Below are 16006 nucleotides of genomic sequence, written 5' to 3' on the forward strand. Positions count from 1 at the left end.
TTCGGCACGGAGTCAACCCCGGCCACCGTTAAGCTGGCGCCCGTGACCTTCACTCCCGCACTGTGGCGTCCCGTTCCCGGCTTCGAAAACCTGACCGACATCACGTATCACCGCCACGTGTCCGACGCGACCGTGCGAGTTGCGTTCGATCGGCCCGACATTCGCAACGCTTTCCGGCCGCACACCGTCGACGAGCTCTACCGCGCCCTCGAGCATGCACGGGTGAGCTCCGACGTGGGAACGGTGCTGCTCACCGGCAACGGTCCGAGCAGCAAGGACGGCGGCTGGGCGTTCTGCTCCGGTGGCGATCAGCGCATTCGCGGTCGCAGTGGTTACCAGTACGCCGACGGGGAGACGGCCGACACCGTCGACAAGGCCCGCGCCGGACGCCTGCACATCCTCGAGGTGCAGCGCCTCATTCGCTTCATGCCCAAGGTGGTCATCTGCTTGGTCAACGGCTGGGCGGCAGGAGGCGGGCACAGCCTGCACGTGGTGTGCGATCTGACTCTCGCGAGCCGCGAGCATGCCCGGTTCAAGCAGACCGATGCCGATGTCGGCAGCTTCGACGGTGGTTACGGCAGTGCGTATCTGGCGAAGATGGTCGGTCAGAAGTTCGCCCGCGAGATATTCTTTCTCGGCGAGACGTACTCGGCCGAGGAGATGCACCGGATGGGCGCAGTGAACAAGGTGGTCGATCACGACGAGCTCGAGAACACCGCGATCGAGTGGGCTGCCAAGATCAACGCGAAATCACCTCAGGCACAACGAATGCTGAAGTACGCCTTCAACCTGCAGGACGACGGCCTGGTAGGTCAGCAACTGTTCGCCGGTGAAGCCACCCGCCTGGCCTACATGACCGACGAGGCCGTGGAGGGTCGCGACGCATTCCTCGACAAGCGCGAGCCCGACTGGTCGCCGTTCCCCCGATACTTCTGACCTACCGGTGATTTCGACGTCGAACCGCCGAAACCACCACAGTGCTGCGGGCGCTCTGCGAGACTGGTTCACCCAGCCCTACGACTATCGCTGGATGGCGGACTTCCAGAACTCCCGGGCCGCCGGAAGAATCATCCGGTGGGTGTTGGCATGCCTGACGCTCAATTTCGGTGTGCTGGCGGTGGTGTCGTTGTTCGCCCAGGACACCACACGCAGCCCGCTCGCCATCGCCTGGAAATCGGCTCTGATCGTCATGGTCGTGGCCGTCAGCGCGGCCTGGATCACCAGACCGTTTCCCGGCCGGCTCGGGGTGGTGGCCTTCGCGGTCTTCGCCGATCTGGGGACGGCGTCGACGCTGTGGATCAACCCGCTCACGGACGCCCTGCTGACGTGCACGCTGTTCGCCGTGATCGGAACGTTCTGCACGTTCTGCCTCAGCCCCCGCTGGCTGCTGGCGCACCTGGTGTTCGCGGTGACATGCACTCTCGTTGCCGCCGCAGCGACGTACTCCCGCGGGGAGGTGGACATCGCATCACTGATCTTCCGGACGAACGTCGTGCTGCTCACGATCGCCGCAGTTCCGCTCGTCTCGCATCTGTTGATCACCATCCTGACCGACGATGCGCGTCGTTCGTTGCTCGATCCGTTGACCGGCCTGGCCAATCGTCGCGGTCTCGACGCTGCCATCGACGATGTGTGGCCACGCGGCCGAGAGAAGGATCAGTGCTCGGCGGCAGTGATGATCGACATCGACCGGTTCAAATCGGTGAACGATCTGTACGGGCACGAGGAAGGCGACGCGGTCATCCTGCGCGTCGCCCAACGTCTACGCGCACATCTGGGCGAATACGGTGTGGTCGCACGCACCGGCGGGGAGGAGTACCTCGCCGTCGTCTCGACGTCCCGCCTCCACATCGACGCGCTGGTCCACGGGGTGCGCCGAGCACTGCGCGATCCCGAGGATCCGATTGCGGTGACGGTCAGCGTGGGGGCTGCGATCGTGCACGCGGGTTCACCGGTGTGGGATCAGAACATCGACGTCGTGACACGGGCAACGCGGATGGCGGATTCGATGATGTACGAGGCGAAGGCTGCCGGCGGTAACCGAATCGCGACGACCGAACTGTGAGAGTGGAGCCTGCGGAACCACCTCGGGTGACCGTGGTATCCATGCGGGGTGGACATCCTCGCTTCTCGGACAATTCTGCGACCCGTCGACTACGAGAGGACTCTCGCGTTCTACCGTGACGGTCTGTCGTTGGCAGTGTGTCGCGAATACCCCGGCGGAACGGTGTTCTTCGCGGGTCAGGGTCTGCTCGAGATCGCTGCGCATCATCGCGGCGACGAATCGGGTTCGTTCTCCGGCGCGCTGTGGTTGCAGGTACGCGATATCGCCTCTGCTACAGAGGAATTGACGGCCGCCGGGATCGAGATCGTGCGTGAGGCACGCACCGAGCCGTGGGGCCTGATCGAGATGTGGATCGAGGATCCGGACGCGATTCCCATCGTGCTGGTGCAGATCCCGCAGGATCATCCGCTGCGAAAGGACAACCGCTAGCCCGTCGACGCGTCGTCGGCGATCGCGCGCAGCACCGCCGTTGCCGACTGCGGCCTCGACCACAGATACCCCTGAGCCAGAGTGCAGCCGAGTTCGAGCACAGCGTCGGCCTGTTCGCGACTCTCGATGCCCTCGACGATCATCGTCAGATCGAGATCCTTCGCCACTCCGGCCAACGACCTGATCATCGCCCGTCCGGCCACGGTGTCGACGAATCGCGTCAGGTGCCCGTCGATCTTGATGCCGTCGGGCTGAAGGGTCACCAGCCGTTCGAGTGAGGACCAGCCCGAACCGAAATCGTCGAGCAGCACCCTGAAGCCGAGCCGATGCACGTCGTCGATGTGCCTGCGCAGCAACGGCCCCGGCGTCACGGCGGTGGTCTCGGTGAGCTCGAGCGAGATCGACGACGGCGACACACCGGAGGACGCGATGGCGCGCTGCAACTGACTGACCCCGTCGGGATGGGCCAGGTGGCGTCCCGAGATGTTGACGGTCAGCCGCAGGTCCGGACGATGGACGTGCCACTTCTTCATTTCGACCGCGGCCTGCGCGAGCACACTGAGGTCGACGTCGATGATCAGTTCACTGGCTTCGGCGAACGGCACGAAGTCCGCAGGCACCACCATCCCGCGAGTGGGGTGATGCCAACGCGCCAAGGCCTCGAAGCCGACGATCTTCTCGGTCCGCAGATCCACGATCGATTGGAACCAGGGGACGATGTGGCCGTCGGCGATGGAGTCGGCGATGTCGTTGTCGCTCCCGAGCCGGCTGACGCCCGATCCGACGCGGCGATGCAGGTCGAGTTGTTCCTCCAGCACCGACGCGAACTGTTCGAGTTCGCGCATCTGCTCACCCGAGAGCGAGCGCGTCGTGCGATCGAGCAGGCAGAGGGTGCCGATCACCAGGCCCTCGCGCCCGCGCAGCGGAACCGACGCGTAGGACGCGATGCCGTTGTCGTCGAGGATGGCGCGCTGCCGGGTGGTGGCATGGACGCGACCGTGCGCCACGACGGCGGGTTCGCCGGAGCGCACCACGTCGTCGCAGAGGGTGTCGGCTCGTACGACCGTCGACACCGGCGGTCCGCCGACGTTGACCAGCGTGTACTGAGTGTCTTCGTCGAGCACGTTGAGCTGCGCGATGGCGAATCCGACGCTGCGTGCGGCGAATTCGACCGTCGACCGCAGAGCGGGCGTCGTCGCCTCGACATCGAGGTATCGACGAGCCGAGTCGCTCTGCCGGCGAGACCGAGAGCGCGCGGTGTCCGCGACCTCACCGTCCACCGGCATCACCTCGCAACGAACCGCCGGGTCCGTTCTGGAACCGGATCCAGGTGAGCTTAACCGGGCCACATCTGCAGTTTCGACCGATAGGCCATCCGAGAGCGGTCACAACGACGGATAGCGCGTATGGAGCAGCCGATGCCGCAGCACCGCCGCGGCGAGTCGCTTGCCTTCGTCAGTCGCGACCGAGCCGGACGGCTGCGGCCCCGACGCGTGAGCCGGTTCCGGCAACTCGAACGCCCCGAGGGCGCTCAACTCGGCGACCAGGGTCCGAGCGAGCGGCTCGGCATGCTCGGCAGCAGGCTCCTCGCCGGAATGCGTCCACCCCTCGGCCCGCAGCAGACGCGCCAGGTCGTCTGCCGTCGCTTCCACGTCGGCGACATCGTGACCGACGATCATGCGAGCCAGAACGACCTCCGCGGCAATCGTGTCCGGGTGATATTCGATGCCGACGATGCCTGCGGTGAGCACGCGCCACAGCCCGTCGGAGCTGAGCTGCCGAGTTCGGGCCGTCGGTACCAACCGCCCGGCGGACCGACGCAGCAGACGCACCCTCATCAGGAGGCGTCGGACGATCAGTACCTTCTCCGTGTCGAGTTCGCGGCCGACATACAACGGACGTTCGGCCGGAGGAAACATGGTGTTCGCGATGCCGGCCACCACCTCGTCCGGCAGGTACCCGGCGTCGGTCAACGCGACGCCGTCCCCGATGCATCCGATGAAACTCTCGAGCCTGCGCACACACCCGTACACCGGCTCGGCGGCGTCGTGCAGAGCCTCGCGCAGCCCCAGATACAGCTCGGCCCGCGGAGCGCTGTAGTTGCTCCACAACTCGATGCGGTGGTCGAGGAGCTGTTCGAGCAGAACTGCCTCGGAGTCGTCCTTGCCTCGATCGGAGGTCAGCACGGCATCGGTGACGCCGCGTCGACGCATGGCCAGAGCGTTGGTGCCGAGCGGTCGCCCACCGGGCTTCGACGGCTCGAACTCGCCGGCGATGGTCGCCACTTCCAGCGTCTCGCCGATCTTTTCCACGATGGCCCGCTCGACACCGGTCGGGGCGTCCTGCCAGGTGACGAGCTCGGTATCGACGGCACCGATGCCCGACTGTTCGGTGGCGGCGCGATAGTGCTGCAACCACGCGGCGTCGTCGGGTGTTCGCACCAGCTCCTCGGTGACGGCGCTTCGGGCGATCTCCGCGTATCCGACGCGTCCGAGCCGGTCGAGCAGGTCACCGAGGGCATGTGCGATGTCGACCGCGCGATCGGGCCCCTCGGCCGCGTGACGCAGATACACCCACAGGTAGGTCTGGACGGAATGTTGCGTCGGGCCCGCGGGCGGAGACACGTCCACCAGACCGTCCCAGCCCAGTCGCGCGTCGGCGGCGAGCGCGGGATCGACGGAATCGAAGTACGACAGAGCTGCCCACACCGCGTCGTCCATGCCCGATCCCTTCACGATGTTCCACTGTTCCACAGCGACTCGATCTCGGGTGACAACCGCGGACCCGTAGGTGCTCCCGTCCGCGATCGAGCCGTGCGACTAGCCTCGAGTCCGTGCTCGAGAGCGTATCCATTCCGTCGGGGCCTGCGGCGGCGGAGATCATGCCGCGGCTGAGCCGCATGCTTGCAGGCGACGGCCCGGCCCTGCTTCCCGTGCCCACCGACGATCTGCGTGAGACCGAGCGCCTGCACGACGCGCTGGCACCGGGAACCCCCATCGACGACGGCGTCGCCCTGGTCGTCGCGACCTCGGGAACGACGGGTGTCCCCAAGGGAGCCATGTTGTCCGCTTCTGCACTGGTGGCCTCGGCGACGGCCACCGAGGAACGACTCGGCGGACCGGGGTCGTGGCTGCTGGCATTGCCCGCACACCACATCGCCGGAATGCAGGTACTGCTCCGCAGTGTGCTCGCCGGAACCTCGCCCGTCGTGATGGACGTGTCGAGAGGTTTCGATCCCTCCGCTCTGATCGACGCGGTTGGCCTGATGTCGGGACCCCTGCGCTACACCTCACTGGTCCCCGGACAATTGCTGAAGGCATTCGAGATCCCCGAAGCGATCGCGGCCCTCGCCTCACTGGACGCAGTCCTCCTCGGCGGGGCCGCGACACCGGCACCGCTGCGAGAGAAGGCACAGGACGCGGGCATCCGATTGGTGCGGACCTACGGAATGAGCGAAACGGCAGGCGGCTGTGTGTACGACGGAGTTCCACTGCACAGCACCGTCGTACGCATCGACGACGGCAGGGTCGTGCTGGGTGGAAAGACCGTGGCCTCGGGCTACCGCGGGCTACCCGATCATCCGGCGTTCGCCGAACCCGGATGGTTCCGCACCGACGACGCCGGAACCATCGTCGACGGGGTCCTGGGCATCTCCGGACGACTCGACGAAGCGATCTCGACCGGCGGACTGACCGTCGTGCCGCAGGTCGTCGAGGCTGCACTGGCAACACACCCCGCAATACGAGAATGCGCCGTCGTGGGATTGCCCGACATGCGACTCGGCCAGAAAGTGGTGGTCGCAGTCGTCGCCTCTGCTCCGGTGACATTGGCGGACCTACGCACCCACGTTGCTGCCTCGCTCGACATCACCGCCGCACCACGCGAGTTGTATCTACTCGACTCACTACCCACACGAGGTCCGGGAAAACTGAACAGGGCCGAACTGCGCACCGTGCTGCAGAAACTCTAGGTTGCGGCGCACTCTCGTCGAGCACAGTGGTTGTGCGCGGTGGTCTTCGATCGGCCGCTGGGGCGTCGGGTCGACCGCACACGCGCGCGCAGTTGTCAGGTGCGCGCGCAATAGTGGGCGAACAGGCGGCGAACTTGCGCGCGTTCGGCAAACGCGCGCGCGTTTGCGCCGGGGTGGTCATTCGAGCGGCGTGCCTTGATGGTGCACCAGTTCCCATCCGGTGTTCGTACGCCGCCACAGCGAGGTTCTACGGGCGTGCATCTTCGACGTTCGCGAAATCCACTGCAGCAGAACATAATCTGGACCGATCGCCCGTCCGACGGGTTCGATCATCTCGATCTCCACGGAGACTTCGGTACCGAGCATGTCGAGTATCGACGACTTGTCCCACACCGTGCCCGACGCTCCGACCTCGGTGAAGTCGTCGGCGAGCAGACGGGCAAGCCGCTCGCGGTCGCGTCGACATTCGGCAGTCTGCAGCTCTCGTTCGAGGTCGAGAACCGTCGACACGTCGTTGTCAGCGCTGGGTCGACCGGCGGAGGCAGGCGGCATGGGATGCACTGTCTCACGCACGAATGCGCGCGCAATTGCCAGGTGCGCGAAACAGTGAGCGAACAGGTGGCGAACCTGCGCGCGTTCGGCGAACGCGCGCGCGTTTGCGGCAGAGGTGGGCGGTAACCGATCACCCGACGCCTCAGCCCGCCATTTTCTCGTACAACCGCGTCACATCGGCGTCGGACCAGCCGGGCGGCTCGAGGATGTCGGCCCACATGTTCACGGCGTCGGCTCCGTAACTGTGGCCGTGTCCGTCGTCGACGTCGGTGGAGAAGACCTGATCGAACGTCAACTGCCAGAAGGTCACGAACGGAAACCACTGCACTCCTGGGTCGACGTCGGTGCCGCGGGGTTCGCGTAACCAGTCGGGCCGGTTCAGGATCAGGTCCGGTGACCACCACACGATCGGGTCGGATGCATGCTGCCAGTACACGATTCGCGGCTCTTCCCACGGTCCGTCGATGTCGAGGTCACCGGACGAACTGGCGAAGCGCACGTGTTCGCCGCCGTCGACGACGGGCAGTATCTCGCGAGAACCGGCGTCGCGTCCGGCCGTGATGCGTGCCCATTGCGGGGTGAAGTTCGGGTTGCCGACCCACAGGGCACCGTCGATGCGCGCGATCATGTCCTGTGCGCCGCTGAACGCGTCCTGTCCGCCGTAGGCACCGAGGCTTTCACCGAACAACACCAGCTTGGGTCGCGCATCCTCGGGGAGTTCGCTCCACACCTCGTACACCGCCTCGAAGAGGGCTCGTCCGGCGTCCTGCGGAGACTGCCGATCGGCCAGAAATGCCATCGGGCTCGGCAGAAACGAGTACTGCATCGACGCGATAGCCGAGTTGCCGTCGTACAGGTATTCCAGAGGGCGAGCGACGTTTTCGTTCACCCACCCGCGTCCGGTCGTCGTCGCGACGCCCAGTACAGCGCGGGAGAATGCGCCGGTGCGTTCGAGCTCGGCCACCACCCGATCGGCGACGCCTTCGACGGTGTCCGCGGACTCCACGCCCGCGTAGGCACGGATCGGTTGCACCGCAGGCCTTCCGGTGAACTCACTGATCTCGTCCGGTGATACCCCGGACACGACGAAGCGTCGCCCCTCCTGCCCCAGGGATTCCCACTCCTCGTTCGAGTCGTCCGAACCCGACAGTTCGGCCGCGGTGGGCTTCTCGACGCCGTCGTGGTTGCCGCGGTCCGCAGTCGAGGCCGACTGCTCCGCGACCGCAACGATGCCGCGAACGAGTGCGCCGTTGACCGCGAACACCACCAACAGGGCCACGACGATCACGCTGGCGATCCGTGCGACCGGCTTCGGCACGTATTGCTTGCCCCACCGCGTCAAGGCCTGAGAAGCCCGCCGCAGCAGACGACCCAACGCCAAGACAGCAACGGCCACCACCAGGGAGACGACCAGTACCGCGACGTACAGCGGCCTGCCGGGGTCCTCCACACCGACGAGCTTGCGAACGATCTGCTGCCACCACGATCCCAGGATCAGAAACAACGGAACGGCCACCGCCGCGGCAACAGCCAACGCCCACCACCCGCGTCGACGCCACTGCTCGGACCAGTCCGGCGACACCCCGCAGGTTCGAACCACCCACGCGATCAGGCAGCCGACGCCGTAACCGATCGCGACACTGATACCGGTGGCCACCGCCTGCAGGTACCAGACGCGGGGCAACAGGGACGGCGTCATCGACAGCGCGAAGAACACCACGGCGAACAACAGGCCGACGGGATGGAGCGCGCGGCAGTACCGATCCGCTCGCGAGTCCTGCCAGAAGGAGCCGATCCGGGCCAACCGCCGTGTGGTCACGTCCTGATCGTATTTCTCGGCCGACTGGGCTGCACCTGCTTCGACGTGCAAGCATTCAGGACATGAGTGTCCTGGTTTGCTTCCATGCACATCCCGACGACGAGGTGTTCGGGACCGGCGGGGTGATGCGCCTCGCCGCCGACGCCGGCCATCGCGTCGTCCTGGTCACCGCCACCGACGGTGCCCTCGGCGAATATCCCGACGGCATCCTCGCCGAGGGCGAGACGTTGGCCGAGCGCAGGCGCATCGAGCTCGATCGTTCGGCGGCCGCTCTCGGTGTCGCCCGCATCGTGCGGCTGCACTATGCCGATTCCGGTATGGCAGGCACTGCAGAGAACGCGAACCCCGACGCGTTCTGCAACGTCGATGTCGACACCGCGGCCCAGCGATTGGCCGAGGTGCTGCTCGAAGAGAAGGCCGACGTCGTCACCATCTACGACCCGAACGGTGGCTACGGTCACCCGGACCACATCCAGGTTCACGTCGTCGGCAAGCGCGCCACCGAGATCGCCGAGACTCGCTTCGTGTACGAGACCACCACCAACCGCGATCACATGCGCAGACTGATGGAGGCCAATCCGCACTGGGGCGAGGAAGCGTCACCGCCGGACCTGGAAACCTTCGGTCTGCCGGAAACCGAGATCACGACGGTGGTCGACGTGTCCGGCGCAATGGACGCCAAACGGGCAGCGATGGAAGCCCACGAAACACAGATCGGCGACTTCGGACCGTTTCTGCAGATGTCTCCGGAAGACCTCGCCACCACGTTCGGCACCGAATGGTTCAGAAAGCTCCGCGGCACCGGCGGCGTCGGGCTCACGGAGACCTCGCTCCCGCTCTGACCCGGCCGGACAGCGGACGCAAGCGCGACGTACGCGTCGTGCAAGCGCCCGGGGCGATGGTTGGCCCCATGACCACACCAGCAATCGAGGCCCAGAACCTCGTCAAGACATTCGGTAAGCAACGCGCCGTCGACGGCGTCGGCCTGACCGTTCCCACCGGGGCGGTCTACGGCGTCCTCGGCCCCAACGGCGCGGGCAAGACCACGACGGTCCGCATGCTCGCCACCCTCCTGCGACCCGACGGCGGCTCGGCCCGCATCTTCGGCCACGATGTCGTCGCCGACGCCACCGCCGTCCGGTCTCTCGTCGGTGTCACCGGCCAGTACGCCTCGGTCGACGAGGACCTCACCGCAACCGAGAATCTCGTCGTCTTCTCCCGGCTGCTCGGACTCGGCCGCCGCGAGAGCAAAGCCAAAGCCGTCGAACTCCTCGAGGAATTCGGGCTGACCGAAGCGGCACACCGACCGTTGAAGATGTTCTCCGGTGGGATGCGTCGACGCCTCGATCTGGCCGCGAGCCTGATCTCGGCTCCGCCGCTGCTGTTCCTCGACGAGCCGACCACCGGCCTCGACCCCCGCACCCGAGCGCAGATGTGGGACACCATCCGTCGACTCGTCGCCGAGGGCTCGACCGTCCTGCTCACCACCCAGTACCTCGACGAGGCCGACCAACTGTGCGATCGAATCGCGGTGATCGACCACGGTCGTGTCATCGCCGAGAACACCGCCGACGGGCTCAAGTCGTCGGTAGGCACCTCCGCACTGTCTCTGACCCTCACGGACCGACACCGGATCGACGACGCCCGAGCGCTCGTCGCGACGCAACTGGGCACAGATGTGTCGGTCAGCCCCGAGTCCGCTCGACTGACCGCACCGATGACGGACACGTCGATGACCCCGGACATCTTGATTCGCTTGCGCGACTTCGGCATCGAGGTCGGCGAGATCACCGTCACCAAACCCAGCCTGGACGAGGTCTTCCTGACTCTCACCGGCAAGAGCGCAGACGAGGACGCAGCATGACCACCACACTCACCCGACGGTCTTCGACATACATCGACCCCGCCGACCGACCGGTCGTGCGCCACATCGGTCTGGCCCGCACCGTCACCCAGTCGATCACCATGGGATACCGCGGGCTGCTCAAACTCCGCCACAATCCGGAACAGCTCACCGACGTGGTGCTGCTGCCGGTCATCTTCACCCTGATGTTCAGCTACATCTTCGGCGGTGCGGTTGCGGGCGACGTCACCTCGTACCTGCCGATGATCGTGCCGGGAATCCTGGTCCAGACGGTCATCACCGGGTCCGTCGTCACCGGCACCCAGCTGCGAGAAGACATGGACAAGGGCGTCTTCGACCGCTTCCGATCACTCCCGATCGCTCGAATCTCCCCGCTCGCAGGAGCATTGATGGCCGATGTCATCCGCTACCTGATCGCCGCCGTGGTCTGCTTCGCCACCGGCTTCGCGATGGGCTACCACCCGGCGGGCGGAGCACTCGGTCTCCTCGGAGCCGTGCTGCTGGTGATGTTCTGTGCATGGGCGATCAGTTGGATCTTCGCACTGCTGGGCACCCTGATGAGCAAAGCCTCATCGGTTCAGGGCATCTCGATGCTGGTGTTGTTCCCACTGACGTTCCTGTCCAACGCCTTCGTCGACACCAGCACCATGCCGAGCTGGTTGCGCGCCTTCGCCGACGTCAACCCCGTCTCGCACCTGGTGACGGCCGTTCGTGAGCTGGCGAACAACGGGCACTTCGGAATTCACGTCGTGTACTCCCTCGTCGGCGGTGCCGTCATCGTCGCGATCTTCGCCCCACTGACCGTCCGCATGTACATGCGCAAGGCCTAGACGAGTGGAAGCAACCGCAGAATCTCGCGCAGCGCACCGTTTCTGGTGAATACAGCGGCCCGAGCGAGCCCGGCATCGACCGCACGGTCACCGGCAACCGCTCGGGCCGCACGCACATGTCGATCGATCCGCATCGACGGAAAGTCCTGCCGACCCACCGCCCTGCTCGACACCGCCAGCAACTCCACCCCCACGGCCCGGTTTCCGCGGTGAATCTCGAACGAACCCACCGCACACGCCACTGCGCCGAGCATCGGAACGTCGTAGAAACCGCCCGGTACCAACATATTCCACGGCTTGCGTGTCAACGCAGCCACCGCGTCGTCCATGTCCTCGGCGCGCCCGTGCAGAACGTGCGCACCGACAGCCGCACACACCAGAATCGTCATGAACGGATCGCTCGGATCCTCGGACGGCCACCCGCCCAACGCCAACGCCGCACGAAGACCCCCGAGACCCTGCTCGACGGCACCGTCCTCGAGATCCGCCGCCGCCCGCACCGCCGTCAGCGACGCTGAATTCGACCGCTGCTGAGCGTGATCCCAGCGGGCACCGACGTCGTCGCCCGAGGGTGGATCGAGGGTGAACTCCTGTCCCTGCGCCGCGGCCTCCAACTCGTCGATCAGTTCGCGTCCCTCGTCCACGCGACCGGCTCCGATCAACGCCATCGCCAGAAAAGCGCGCGTCTGCATACTCTCCTCGAACGCGTGCAGCTCCCACATGACGTCGGCCGAGGTTCGGTAGTACTCCACAGCCCGGGAGTAGTCACCCGAGAGCCCGTACGAGCTCGCCAGCGTCTGCGACGTCGAGCCGACGGCCCACAGATCGCCTCGACGGCGCGCGATGGCGAGCGCCTGCTCCGCGTCTCGGATCGACTCGTACAGGCGACCCGAGTTCTGCGCCATCATCGAGCGAACGACGTACGCGTTGCAGCGAACGTCGTCGTGCTCGGATCGGACGGCACGGGCCAGTTTTCGGGCCAGGCCTCGACCCCCGGCGTGGTGGACCACAACCTCCGAGTCGAAGCGCAACCCCGGCGACACCGCTGACCGACTGTTCAGCAAGTGCCGGAGATCTGTGCGAATGCGCGCTACCCGACGTAGATTCCCGCCGTAGGCGAAGTGGGCTGCCAGCACCAGCAGAGCCATCACGGCATTGTCGTCGGGCGTGCCGCCCATCCCGCCACGCATGCTGCTCATCACTCTGTCTGCCCAGTTGAGCACCTCCGAATGCGCCCCACGCATGGCCCAGAAGTAGCCCAGTACCGAGAACAAGGTACACACGTGGTCCGAAAACTGTTGCGCAAAAGAATGTCTCATCACCGACAGCAGGTTGTCGTGTTCGGCCTCCATCAGGGCGACCATCTCGGCCGGACGCCCACCCGAGTAGCCCGCGGACACCCGAACGGCGACGGACGCAGACCACTCCCGCAGTCGAGCTGCGACGGTTTCGGCCTCGCCACTGGCGTCGAGCTGCTCCTCGCCGTACTCGCGGACGGTCTCGAGCATGTGGTACCGAATTCCGGTCGGCGATTCGACCACGCTGAGCATGGACTGATCGACCAGACCGTCGAGCGCAGCCGAAATATCCTCCACCGCAGCCCATTGCGCCACCTGCCTCGCCGCGTCGAGATCGAATCCCGCCGGGAACCGGCACAATCGACGCAAGGCCGCTTGTTCGGAGGCGTCGAGCAGATTCCAACTCCAGTCGATGACGGCGTGCAACGTCCGATGCCGTTCCGGCCTGGTTCGATCCGCCGATTTCAGAAGCGTGAAGCGATGATCGAGCCTCGCGTCGATCTCCTCGACGCTCATCGACTTGACCCGCGCCGCAGCCAGTTCGATCGCCAACGGCAGTCCGTCCAAGGTGCGGCACAATCGGTTCACCGCGTCGGGTTCGAGGCGCGCCGACGGCCGGACCGCCCGGGCCCTGACGCAGAACAGTTCCGTCGCAGGCGAATTCGAGCCGACGACACCCAACGACGGTAGCGGGAAGACCGACTCGGCCGTGATCCCCATCGGGGAACGTGACGTCGCCAGCACCGTCACCGCGTCGGACGACGCCACCAGGGCGTCGACCACCACCGCGACCTCGTCGATCACGTGCTCGCAATTGTCGAGAATCAGCAATCCCCGCCGCGACGAGAAGACGTCGACCAGTCGTTCCCGAATCGAATGGACCCGGGTGACCGGGAGGCCACCGACCTTGATGTCGGCCTCGGTGAGCCCCAGGGTCGCTCCGATCGCCGACGCGACGTCCTCTTCGCTGCGCAGCGATGCCAGTTCGACGAAAGCCACCGACATGTGGGCACCGGCGCGGCGACCGAGTTCGTGTGCGATCCGCGTCTTACCCGCGCCGCCGGGTCCGAGGACAGTGGTGACGCGAGAACTGCCGAGCAGTACCTCGATCGCGTCGAGGTCCTCGCCTCGTCCGATCAGTGCGTTCGGTGCGGCGCGCAGACCGATGGTCTGCAGCATCTTCGGCGCGGTGTGCCCCAGAATCTCGGTGTTCAACGCGGTCACGGCCGGCGAGGGGTCCGTTCCCAGACGGTCGGCGAGTTCGGATCGCAGTGCCGCGAACACCGAGAGGGCATCGTTGGATCTGCCCGCGCCGTGCAGTGCACGCATCAGGTCGGCGGTGGCGAGCTCGTCGGTCGGGTCCGCGGCGACTCGCGCCCGCGCGAACGGAATGGCGTCGTCGAAACGGCGCAACCCGAGCAACGCCGAGATCTGGACGGACCTCAGCGTGACCTCGAGCAGTTCGGCCTGCGCCCGGACCGGTTCCGCCGGCTCCCCTCGCCACAGGCCAGAGGCGTCGAGCACACCGTCGAGGGCGTCCTGCCACTGCGAAGCTGCGAGTCGACCCTCCGCGGCCCGCGTGAGGACGCGGGCGCGTCCGAGGTCGGTGTCGTCGCTGCCCAGCGCCAACCGATAGCCACCGCGGTAGCTCTCGAGAACACCTGCGGGCAACACCGACCGCAGCCGAGAGATCTGCGTCTGCAGAGCGTTCTTCGGCGAACGGGGAGGCTCGCCCGGCCACACCTCGTCGATGAGGGCCTGTGCCGACCGTATCCGCCCCGGTGACAGCGCCAAGGCCACCAACAGGGCCTGCGCCCGCACACCCGGTACCGGAACCAGTTCGCTGTCGATTCGGGTCGCGACGACGCCGAGGATCCCCACCACCGGGAGGTCGGTCGTGAGGTCCTTCGTCCGAGGATGCGCGATATCGATGGGCACTGCCACCAGATCGTAGGCCGATGACGCGACCCCTTCGACCTGACGTTCGGATTGTTTCGAGCCTCTAACCAAACCGTGAGACGGTACAGTGTCCACGTCGCCTGTCACGAGGGCGAGTACGTCAGACCTGGACACCGTCACCGAAATGGAGAGGCCGGAGAAGCGATGCGTTCGTCAGTGGGTGTGTCCCTCGGCACGTGCGGCATTCGCACGGCTCGGACCACCGAAGACGGCGCATGGACCGACGGCACCCCGTTCGACGACTGGCAGCTCTCCCCCACCGCCGCGGACGTCGCCCGCGTCGTGCGCGGCATCGTCGACAGCCCGGACGCGCCCCAATCCCTGGGCGTCGCCTATCGCACCCCCGCGGAACGTACCGGGATCGCCGACGCGCTGGCCGAGGAGTACGTCTCCGACGTCCATCTCATCGACAGAACCGGCGCGGCAATGGAGTACCTGCGCCCAGGGCTTCCCTCCCACCATAGAACGATCGCGCTGTTCGACGCAGGCGAGTCCGGAGTCGACGTCGACATCGTTGACGTCGAAACCGGCCGCTCCTACGGTTCGGCGCGGACCACCGCCATGAGCGGTGCCTCCTTCGACTCAGTGGTCCGTGAACACATACTCGGACTCGGCATAGTGCGTCCGCCCCACTCTCCCGACGAGGACAGCGCGCTGACGGCCTTCTGCCGCGGAATCAAGGAAGCTCTGTCCTCGCACCTGACCACCAGCACACCCGATGGCGAGCACATTCTCCTCGAACGGCACATCTTCGAGTTGTCCATCGCACGCTCCACCGAACAGGCCGCCGAGACGGTGCGCAGGCTCGGCCTGGAGGCCGAGTTCTATCCCGACGCCGTCATCGCCATCGGCGGCACGTCCAACGTCCCGTTGGTCCGGGCCACCCTCGAACGATTCCTGCAACTGCCGGTCGTCGTCCCGGACCGGCCCGAACTGGTCATCGCCGGCGGTGCCGCGGTACACGCCACCCACGTCGACGCGACCCACGTGCCGCCCGTCGTCTCGCACCGTCCCGCCCTGACTCGACTGGGCATGATCGCGCTGCCGATCGCGGGCGTCATCGCCGCAATCGGACTGTTCACCGCACTCGGATCCAGCGACGAGAATCAACAACTGAGCACCCCCGCCAGCGTCGGCGAATCGGTTCCACAGACCACGACGCCCGCTGCCACCAGGACCACGACGCCCACATCGTCGCCGCCCCCCGACATCCCACCTCC

At 66.3% G+C, this 16006-nt stretch carries 13 protein-coding genes; 8 read left to right on the forward strand and 5 right to left on the reverse strand.

Features of this window, described 5'->3' with window-relative positions; translation table 11 throughout:
* The first annotated feature begins 42 nt into the window (after positions 1 to 42).
* The 3 genes from CH249_RS03860 to CH249_RS03870 are packed head-to-tail and all read left to right on the forward strand — an operon-like array spanning position 43 to position 2494.
* Positions 43 to 936, forward strand: coding sequence for a 1,4-dihydroxy-2-naphthoyl-CoA synthase (locus CH249_RS03860; RefSeq protein ID WP_094659408.1), 894 nt, complete (start codon positions 43 to 45; stop codon positions 934 to 936).
* A gap of 7 nt (positions 937 to 943) precedes the next feature.
* Entirely contained in the window at positions 944 to 2065 is a 1122-nt protein-coding gene (locus tag CH249_RS03865; RefSeq protein ID WP_256988083.1) for a diguanylate cyclase, read from the forward strand.
* 48 nt (positions 2066 to 2113) lie between these two features.
* Entirely contained in the window at positions 2114 to 2494 is a 381-nt protein-coding gene (locus tag CH249_RS03870) for a VOC family protein (RefSeq protein ID WP_032393920.1), read from the forward strand.
* Here CH249_RS03870 and CH249_RS03875 read toward each other — a convergent pair.
* Positions 2491 to 3774 carry an EAL domain-containing protein gene (locus CH249_RS03875; RefSeq protein ID WP_256981160.1) on the reverse strand — a complete coding sequence of 428 codons (1284 nt, stop codon included), beginning with the start codon at positions 3772 to 3774 and terminating at the stop codon, positions 2491 to 2493. The genes CH249_RS03870 and CH249_RS03875 overlap by 4 nt on opposite strands.
* A 105-nt stretch (positions 3775 to 3879) precedes the next feature.
* A complete protein-coding gene (locus CH249_RS03880; protein WP_256988084.1) occupies positions 3880 to 5247 on the reverse strand; it encodes a hypothetical protein in 1368 nt (455 codons plus the stop codon).
* Between the two features lie 128 nt (positions 5248 to 5375).
* Between CH249_RS03880 and menE the strand changes: the two genes are divergently transcribed.
* Positions 5376 to 6464, forward strand: a complete 1089-nt coding sequence (menE, locus tag CH249_RS03885; protein WP_094682237.1) for an o-succinylbenzoate--CoA ligase — start codon at positions 5376 to 5378, stop codon at positions 6462 to 6464.
* Between the two features lie 177 nt (positions 6465 to 6641).
* On the opposite strand, the gene CH249_RS03890 is transcribed toward menE, so the two are convergent.
* Both CH249_RS03890 and CH249_RS03895 read right to left on the reverse strand, forming a co-directional pair.
* A complete protein-coding gene (locus CH249_RS03890) occupies positions 6642 to 7016 on the reverse strand; it encodes a DUF4440 domain-containing protein (protein ID WP_094682208.1) in 375 nt (124 codons plus the stop codon).
* A 142-nt stretch (positions 7017 to 7158) separates the two neighbouring features.
* The gene (locus CH249_RS03895; RefSeq protein ID WP_373453490.1) at positions 7159 to 8811 is read right to left on the reverse strand and encodes an alpha/beta hydrolase; all 1653 of its coding nucleotides are present in this window, start codon (positions 8809 to 8811) and stop codon (positions 7159 to 7161) included.
* Between the two features lie 86 nt (positions 8812 to 8897).
* Here CH249_RS03895 and CH249_RS03900 point away from each other — a divergent pair, with 86 nt between their 5' ends.
* The 3 genes from CH249_RS03900 (at position 8898) to CH249_RS03910 (ending at position 11529) form a co-directional block, all read left to right on the forward strand.
* The gene (locus tag CH249_RS03900) at positions 8898 to 9677 is read left to right on the forward strand and encodes a PIG-L family deacetylase (RefSeq protein WP_045198964.1); all 780 of its coding nucleotides are present in this window, start codon (positions 8898 to 8900) and stop codon (positions 9675 to 9677) included.
* Positions 9678 to 9745: 68 nt separating this feature from the next.
* Positions 9746 to 10699: an ATP-binding cassette domain-containing protein gene (locus CH249_RS03905; RefSeq protein ID WP_235387000.1), complete on the forward strand. Its 954-nt coding sequence runs from the start codon at positions 9746 to 9748 to the stop codon at positions 10697 to 10699.
* On the forward strand, positions 10696 to 11529 hold the full coding sequence (locus CH249_RS03910) for an ABC transporter permease (protein WP_032393914.1): 834 nt from the start codon (positions 10696 to 10698) through the stop codon (positions 11527 to 11529). Before CH249_RS03905 ends, CH249_RS03910 begins: the two co-directional genes overlap by 4 nt.
* Here CH249_RS03910 and CH249_RS03915 read toward each other — a convergent pair.
* Positions 11526 to 14837, reverse strand: coding sequence for a BTAD domain-containing putative transcriptional regulator (locus CH249_RS03915; protein ID WP_143545166.1), 3312 nt, complete (start codon positions 14835 to 14837; stop codon positions 11526 to 11528). The two genes, CH249_RS03910 and CH249_RS03915, sit on opposite strands and share 4 nt — an antisense overlap.
* A gap of 93 nt (positions 14838 to 14930) precedes the next feature.
* Here CH249_RS03915 and CH249_RS03920 point away from each other — a divergent pair.
* Positions 14931 to 16006, forward strand: a 1076-nt coding sequence (locus CH249_RS03920; RefSeq protein ID WP_094698886.1) for an Hsp70 family protein, incomplete at its 3' end; no start/stop codon positions are given.

Source organism: Rhodococcus sp. 05-2255-3B1, assembly GCF_002258545.1.
Lineage (GTDB): Bacteria > Actinomycetota > Actinomycetes > Mycobacteriales > Mycobacteriaceae > Rhodococcoides.